We start from the raw sequence: 7124 nt of genomic DNA, 5'->3' as shown, positions 1-7124 counted from the left end.
TATATAAATAAAAATAAAAAATAATTGAAATATTATAAAATTAATATAATTAATTATTAGTACTTTGAATAATCAACAACTTGTTGATTGAATCCAAAACGGCCAAAATACTGGCCATAACAATATCCTGATTTGTGGATCTGCCGGTGGATTTGTTTCCCTCAGGGTCTGATGTTACAACAAACACCTCAGCCAAAGCATCTGTTCCACCTGTAATAGCTTCAAGATTATATTCCTCAAGATTGATATCCAATGTATCAGAAATCAAGCTCTGAATAGCATTGATTGAAGCATCGACAGGACCTACACCAGTGCTGGCAGCCTCTTTTTCAACTCCACTAATTTCAAGCTTTACTGTAGCGGTTGGAGACACATTACTTCCTAAAGACAATCCCAAGCCTTTTAAGACTATAGGTGTCTCACGAGCAGATGAAAGTTCAGTAATTGCCAAAGCAATCAAATCATCATCTGTAACACATTTTCCTGAGTCTCCTAAAGATTTGATTTGAGAAAATACATTATTAAATTGCACATCATCCAAATCCAGGTGATATTTCTTAAGTTTAGCCTTGACAGAATTTGCACCCGTGTGTTTACCTAGAATAATTCGTCTTGAATGACCAACACTTTCCGGAGAAATCGGTTCATATGTAGATGCATTGTTCAATATTCCATGAACATGAATTCCTGATTCATGTGCAAAAGCATTGTCCCCGACAATAGGTTTATTGACCGGCATCTTTACACCTGTAAGACGGCCAACCAAATTAGACAAACTGTAAAGCCGTGTGGTATCCAAACCCAAATCTATACCATATGCCGCTTTCAATGTTACAACAAGTTCTTCAAGAGAACAGTTTCCAGTTCTCTCGCCCAAACCATTGACTGTTACATGAGCCTGATTTGCACCACGTTCAATGGCCACTATAGTATTGGCTGTGGCCAGACCGAAATCATTGTGAAAATGAACACTAAGCGGAGTTTCGAAATTAGTTTTTATATCATTGACCAATGCGTAAGTTGTGATTGGTGTTAATATTCCGACGGTATCCGGAAGATCAATAAAATCAACCCCCGCATCAACAACACTGTTAAATACTTCATATAAAAAGTCATACTCTGTTCTGGTACCGTCTTCTGCGGAAAATTCAACAGTCAAACCATGGTCCTTGGCATACTCTACACCGCCAACGGCAGTATCGATGATTTCTTCTTTACTCATTTTTAATTTATAATCACGATGAAGCGGAGAAGTACCTAAAAATGTGTGAACATAATCCAAATCCGAATCTAAAACAGCATCAATATCTTGTTTTAAAGAACGTGCCAGACCTACAACTGTTGTATCCAAGTCCATTGATTTGATTTTACGGCAAGCTAACAATTCGCCTTTGGAAGCCGCAGGAAAACCAACTTCAATCTTGTGGACACCCAAATTGTTAAGTTTTCTGGCAATCTGCATTTTTTCATCGACAGTCAAAGCAACCCCCGGAGTCTGTTCACCATCTCTAAGAGTAGTATCGAAAATAAATAACCTGTTTGATATGTTCATATACTCTTTTTTAAGCCTTTCCATGTTCAAGTCCATTGAAATTACTCTCCATAAGTACTATTTAAAAATCAATAGATATAAATTTTTTAAAAAATTAAATAAAGTAGAAAATTATTTTCTACTTCTTATTTTTCTCAACACAACTACCGCAACTATTATTACAATTATTAAAACTCCAATGGAGTAGAACAGCTGCATTGAACCAGGTACCTCATATTTTTCGATATTCAATGAATAGATTTGACCTGAATCGTCACCGAAAAACATGCTGTTTCCATTCATTACAGCAGAAGATGTAATAGCTGAGTTGAAAAGGAATGTTCCAGGGTTATAGTTAAACTCTTCCTGACCGGTGTACTTGTTTAAGACATATAAATAACCGTTTTCAGATCCGAATGCAACCAGATTGTCCTTAAGTGCAGCTGTAGACTGAACTTTACCGCCGGTGTGGAAACTCCATTTGATGGTACCGTCACGGATATCCAAGCATGTAAGGTTTCCTTCATTTGAACCTATGTATACACTGTTGTCATGTTTATCGGCAGTTGGAGATGAAATGACATCGTCATTCAGATTTTCTTTCCATTCAAGGCTACCATCGGATTCGTTTATACAATAAACATTTCCGTCAGTGGAACCTACAATGATTCTGTCGCTCACATAAGTCGGTGAAGATAAAATTTCATCACCTGTTGTATACTCCCAGTTTGTTTCCTTGTCTATGCCGACTGAATATATCTTGGAGTTTGTAGAGCCAATGTAGATGTTGTCATCAACGATTACCGGTGAGGATTTGAGTTTTCCATCCAATTTTTTATTGAATTCAACTTTTCCATCCTTATTCAAACCATATATGTGGCCGTCATTGCTTCCGAAATAGATTACATCTTCATAGAAGAACGGAGTGGATTCGACTCTGTCACAATCATAATCCCATACGATTTCATGGTTGTTTATATTGACTGCCTTAAGGCCGTCTTCGCATCCGATATATAATCTGTTAGAGTGAACTATAGGTGATGAATTGGTAGGGGACTGTAAATCCAAATTCCATTTTTCCTCACCTGTTTCCATATCAACGGCTTTTAAAATACCATCCTGAGAGACGACATAGAGGATGTCATCATATATCGCAGGAGATGAATGGATAGGAGATCCTATACCTAAAGTCCAGAGATTTGTTACGAAATCAGAGTTTCCGCTCCTGTAGCCTGTATGGCTTACGTCACCTGCAAATGAATCCCAATTTTCAGCGGCAATTGGAGACAGACACAAAAGACCAATGATTAATGCTATAGATAATTTTTTATACATTTATAAACCTCCTATACATCCCTATTAAATCGTTTTACACCTATTATAAAGAATAAAACTGTAAAACCTAAAAGTATTACTAAATCAATCCAAACATCGCCCAAACTTTGACCTTTAAGCATTACACCCCTCATTGCATCATTGAGATATGTCAATGGGAAGACATATGCAAGTTTCTGCAATATCCAAGGCATTGTTTCAATAGGATAAAATACCCCTGAAACGAACATCATAGGCATTGAAAACGGCATGACAATCTGTGCATAATCCTCCTGGGTTGAGGTTCTTGCTGAGAAAAATATACCAAATGATACAAAGCACAGCGCACCTATGACAAGAACTATAAATGTCTGAACTATACCGCCTTTAATGCTGACATTGAAAAGCAGTATGGCCATCACAATCAGTATCAAAGCCCTAACCAATTCAATCAATAGTTTAGCTGCAATTTTTCCTCCTATTACAGTTGCAACAGATGTAGGAGTCATGAATAGCCTTGCAAGTTCTCCGGTTTCACGTTCACCTGCTATGGTTGCACCCATTCCCATCATACAACTGAACATGACAGTCATACCAAGAACCGCCGGAACTAAAAAGTCTATGTACTTTATGTTTCCGTAAATCTTGTTGATGTTTAAACTGATATCGTCCTTGAAATTGTTTAGAGAGTGAACTATGGATGGTTCAACACTTGCATTTTGAGTTGAAACGCTTGTCTGGGATGCGACTACATTTGATAATCTGTAAAAGATTCCCTGAGTAGATGACTCAAGAATCTGTGAAGCCATCTGGTCTGATGAATCCAAATACAGCGTTACCGATTTTTGCTGCGAATCATCGTCGTCATAATCCGAAGGCAGTAAAATGGCGGCCTTCACTTCACCCGAATCAACACGCCTTTTACCCTCATCCAAATCATCAATCACCTCAACTACATGATAGGTCTCTGTAGTCTTGATGGTATCTAAAGTCAGATCTGTCAAGTTCCCATGTGACTGGGAAACAACGACAATAGGCAAATCTGTCATTTCTCCACCCATACCATAACCGAACAAGAGAATCATGATTATCGGAAATGCGATAATTGAAACCAAACGGGCAGGGTGTCTTTTAAGAGATATAAGTTCCTTTTTAATCATCCACCAAAATTTATTAAGCTCTATCATCTTCATTCACCTCTGCGGTTGCCTTAATAAATACGTCCTCAAGGGAAGGTTCTTCAGTAGTAACTGATTTTATTATGCCTCCGGATGATATGACATCATTTAAAACATTTTGTACTGCCATTTCATCAAAAGCATTAATTCTCAAGTTTATACGACCATTTCGAGCAACTTTAATGCTTTTAACATCATCATTCTCCTGTATTTTTGAAATGACGTTCTCATCATTTTCCTTAAGTAAAAATGACATTTTTCTTTGACTGAATTTTTCCCTATCTTCAATTGTGGAGGATGAAACTTCACTTTCTTCATGAACCTGTGACAATGCTTCTGTCAATTCCCTTTTGTTTTCTTCCAAAAGAGAATCCTTCAAACCCTGAGGAGTATCATAAGCAACAAGGTTGCCCGTATTTATGATTCCGACATTGTCGCATAACATATCTACCTCATACATATCATGAGAGCATAAAATGATAGTGTGGCCGTTGTCGTTCAATTCACGAATCAAATCCCACAATGTACGTTTTGTGGTAGGGTCCAGACCTATTGTAGGTTCATCCAAAAACAGAATATCCGGCCTGTGAACTAAACTGGCTACAAGTGAAGCCTTTTGCTTTTGACCGCCTGATAGCTGACCGACACGCTTGTCCCGAGCATACTCGATGTCCACAAGTTCCATTAAATCTTCAATACGGGAATCCCTCTCATCTTTTGGAATACCGTAATAATCTGCACACAGCTGAGAATTTTCCATTACAGTTAAATCCTTGTATAAACTAACCTGCTGAGGAACCATGCCCAAAAGATTTCTAACCTCATCAGGATTTTTGGTAACATCATACCCTCCAACAGTGGCTTTTCCGGAAGTGGGCTGAATCAAACAGGTGAGCATCTTTATTGTTGTTGTTTTACCTGCTCCATTGGGACCCAACATTCCAAAAATGGTTTTATCAGGAATTTCTAAATTGAGAGAATTAACAGCTTTGAAATTATTGCCGTAAATTTTTGTAAGATCATGTGTCTCAATTGCGTTTTTCATTGTTAATCTCCATACCAGTCATATCTTCAAAAAAACTTAACCAGACGGGACTGGTTAATACAGAACTCATGTGAGCTTGTATGTTGTCTAAAACCAAATCGCCATCAGGAGTTATTGAATAATATTTGACTCTTTTGTTGTTTTCATTTATTTTCCATTCGCCTGAAATCAACCCATATTTTTCCATTCTGGATAAAATAGGATATACCTTACTGGAATTAATATTCATCTGACAATCCGAATCTTGAAAGTTAAAAAATTCATCTAATTTTTTCATGATGGCATAACCATGAATTGTTTCTTTTGAAATAATCCATAAAATCAAATTATGAGTAATTCCATTAGTGAAATGCTTTATTAACTTATTTTCGGATTTATCAAATTTTTTTTCATCTGTCATATTTCACCATATGTAAAAAATTGATATATATTAACATTTATTATATAGGCATTACTTATATATAAATATGAAATTAGGTTTTACAACATTAGCTGTATTTATGGAACCTACTCACGACATCATCAATCTAGCTAAAAAACACGGATTTGAAATAATAGAAATTCTAGCAGAAGACCCTTTTTATGAAAAAGACAACAAAGAATTTATAGACTGCGGATTAGACATTAGAATGCATGCTGCAACAGTAGATATCAACATTGCAAGTATTAACAAAGGAATAAGAGCTGAAAGTGTAAAACAGATGATACATTGCGGACAATATGCAGAAAAAATCAATGCAAATGCAATTACTGTCCATCCAGGAATAATAGGACGGAATGAACCTCATCTTAGAAAATGGGCATTGGAAATGTCAATAGAAAGTATTGGAGAGATTATCGACAATACCAATGTTGAAGTCTGTGTTGAAAACATGCCGGTCAGACAAAAATTTTTGGGAAACAAAGTTGAGGAAATCGAAATGATTCAGGAAGCTACAGGATGCAGCCTGACAATAGATACCGGCCATGGAAATACATGTGGAAACCTTGAAGAAATGCTTGAATTAAAAAACATCAGCTATTGTCACTTGAATGACAATGACGGTGTTAAAGACCAGCATATAACTTTAGGTGAAGGGACTTTGGACTTGAATCTATTGAAAAAGATTGACACAGCAATTATAGAGTTAAATAACTTTGACAATATCCTGAAAAGTCAAGAAGTCATAAATAACCTATAATTTATAATTTTTTAATGGTTATCAGTTATAACTTATAAGTAAAAAACATTTGTTATCACTTATAACTTATAACTAACTCAGTTAAAAAAAATAATTAAAAGTCAATCATTGTAACTTCAAAGATATCCTCGATTATATGGTCAGTCTTGTCCATCATCTTTGGGGAAACTTCTTCCTGCTGTTCAATGGTTAAAACACTGACATCAGCCTTTTTAAATGCCAAAACATCATTAAGGCCATCACCAACCATCATTACCTTATAGCCGTCATCCTTCAAAATCGAAACGACCTCACATTTGCCCCTGGTAGAAACCGTACCGAAAGCATTGTCCCTGGGAACATCAAGCATGTCGGCCAGCCTGTTGATGGCTCCTTTTCTATCTCCTGAAGCAATGAAAATTTCAATTCCCCTTGATTTCAATGTTTCAATTGTTTCAAAAACCTTAGGGAAGAATTTGCCTGCTGAGGTGATTGTATATGCAACCTGACCCAAATCCATATCAACAATTAAAGCCGAACCGTTGCACAGCTCCATTTGAGAAATTTTTTCCCTTAAAACATCAAATCCATCGGTAATGTCAGATACTGTAGTGTACTTTTCAGAGTCTAGAATTTCCTTAACTTCAGCTTTGGAAACCTGCTTAGTTGAAAAACTTATGTCGAAATCTATATCGTACTGTTTAATCACATCAGAAACCAAAGTGCTTGGATCCAATTTCAAAAGTTTATTTGTATTGAATTGAAGTACAACCAAAGCCAAGGCGTCTGCAGCCGCAATTAAATCAAGAGAATTGATATCTGTGAAGATATTTCCATTTAACACATCTTTGATAACTCTGTATCTTTCTATTAAAGTGCCTGAATTATCAAATACA

The 7124-nt window shown here is 36.3% G+C and carries 7 protein-coding genes; 1 reads left to right on the top strand and 6 read right to left on the bottom strand.

Annotation, left to right across the window (positions count from 1 at the left end):
* Positions 1 to 49 precede the first annotated feature (49 nt).
* The 5 genes from ACKI2P_RS06630 to ACKI2P_RS06610 form a co-directional block, all read right to left on the bottom strand.
* A complete protein-coding gene (locus ACKI2P_RS06630; protein WP_407376167.1) occupies positions 50 to 1582 on the bottom strand; it encodes a 2-isopropylmalate synthase in 1533 nt (510 codons plus the stop codon).
* An 81-nt stretch (positions 1583 to 1663) separates the two neighbouring features.
* Complete coding sequence (locus tag ACKI2P_RS06625; RefSeq protein ID WP_407376165.1) at positions 1664 to 2866, bottom strand: PQQ-binding-like beta-propeller repeat protein; 1203 nt, start codon at positions 2864 to 2866, stop codon at positions 1664 to 1666.
* Between the two features lie 11 nt (positions 2867 to 2877).
* Positions 2878 to 4032, bottom strand: a complete 1155-nt coding sequence (locus tag ACKI2P_RS06620; protein ID WP_407376163.1) for an ABC transporter permease — start codon at positions 4030 to 4032, stop codon at positions 2878 to 2880.
* Positions 4019 to 5068, bottom strand: coding sequence for an ATP-binding cassette domain-containing protein (locus ACKI2P_RS06615; RefSeq protein ID WP_407376161.1), 1050 nt, complete (start codon positions 5066 to 5068; stop codon positions 4019 to 4021). Before ACKI2P_RS06615 ends, ACKI2P_RS06620 begins: the two co-directional genes overlap by 14 nt.
* The gene (locus ACKI2P_RS06610; RefSeq protein WP_407376159.1) at positions 5052 to 5468 is read right to left on the bottom strand and encodes a PadR family transcriptional regulator; all 417 of its coding nucleotides are present in this window, start codon (positions 5466 to 5468) and stop codon (positions 5052 to 5054) included. The genes ACKI2P_RS06615 and ACKI2P_RS06610 overlap by 17 nt, the downstream gene beginning before the upstream one ends.
* 67 nt (positions 5469 to 5535) lie before the next feature.
* On the opposite strand from ACKI2P_RS06610, the gene ACKI2P_RS06605 reads away from it, so the two are divergent.
* Positions 5536 to 6249, top strand: a complete 714-nt coding sequence (locus tag ACKI2P_RS06605; protein WP_407376158.1) for a sugar phosphate isomerase/epimerase family protein — start codon at positions 5536 to 5538, stop codon at positions 6247 to 6249.
* Between the two features lie 94 nt (positions 6250 to 6343).
* Here ACKI2P_RS06605 and ACKI2P_RS06600 read toward each other — a convergent pair.
* On the bottom strand, positions 6344 to 7124 hold a 781-nt coding region (locus tag ACKI2P_RS06600), incomplete at its 5' end, for an HAD family hydrolase (RefSeq protein ID WP_407376156.1).

The organism is Methanobrevibacter sp., from assembly GCF_045541095.1.
In the GTDB taxonomy this organism is placed as follows: domain Archaea; phylum Methanobacteriota; class Methanobacteria; order Methanobacteriales; family Methanobacteriaceae; genus Methanocatella.
Note: the sequence above shows the minus strand (reverse complement) of the source record. Positions and strands in the feature narration are given on the sequence as shown.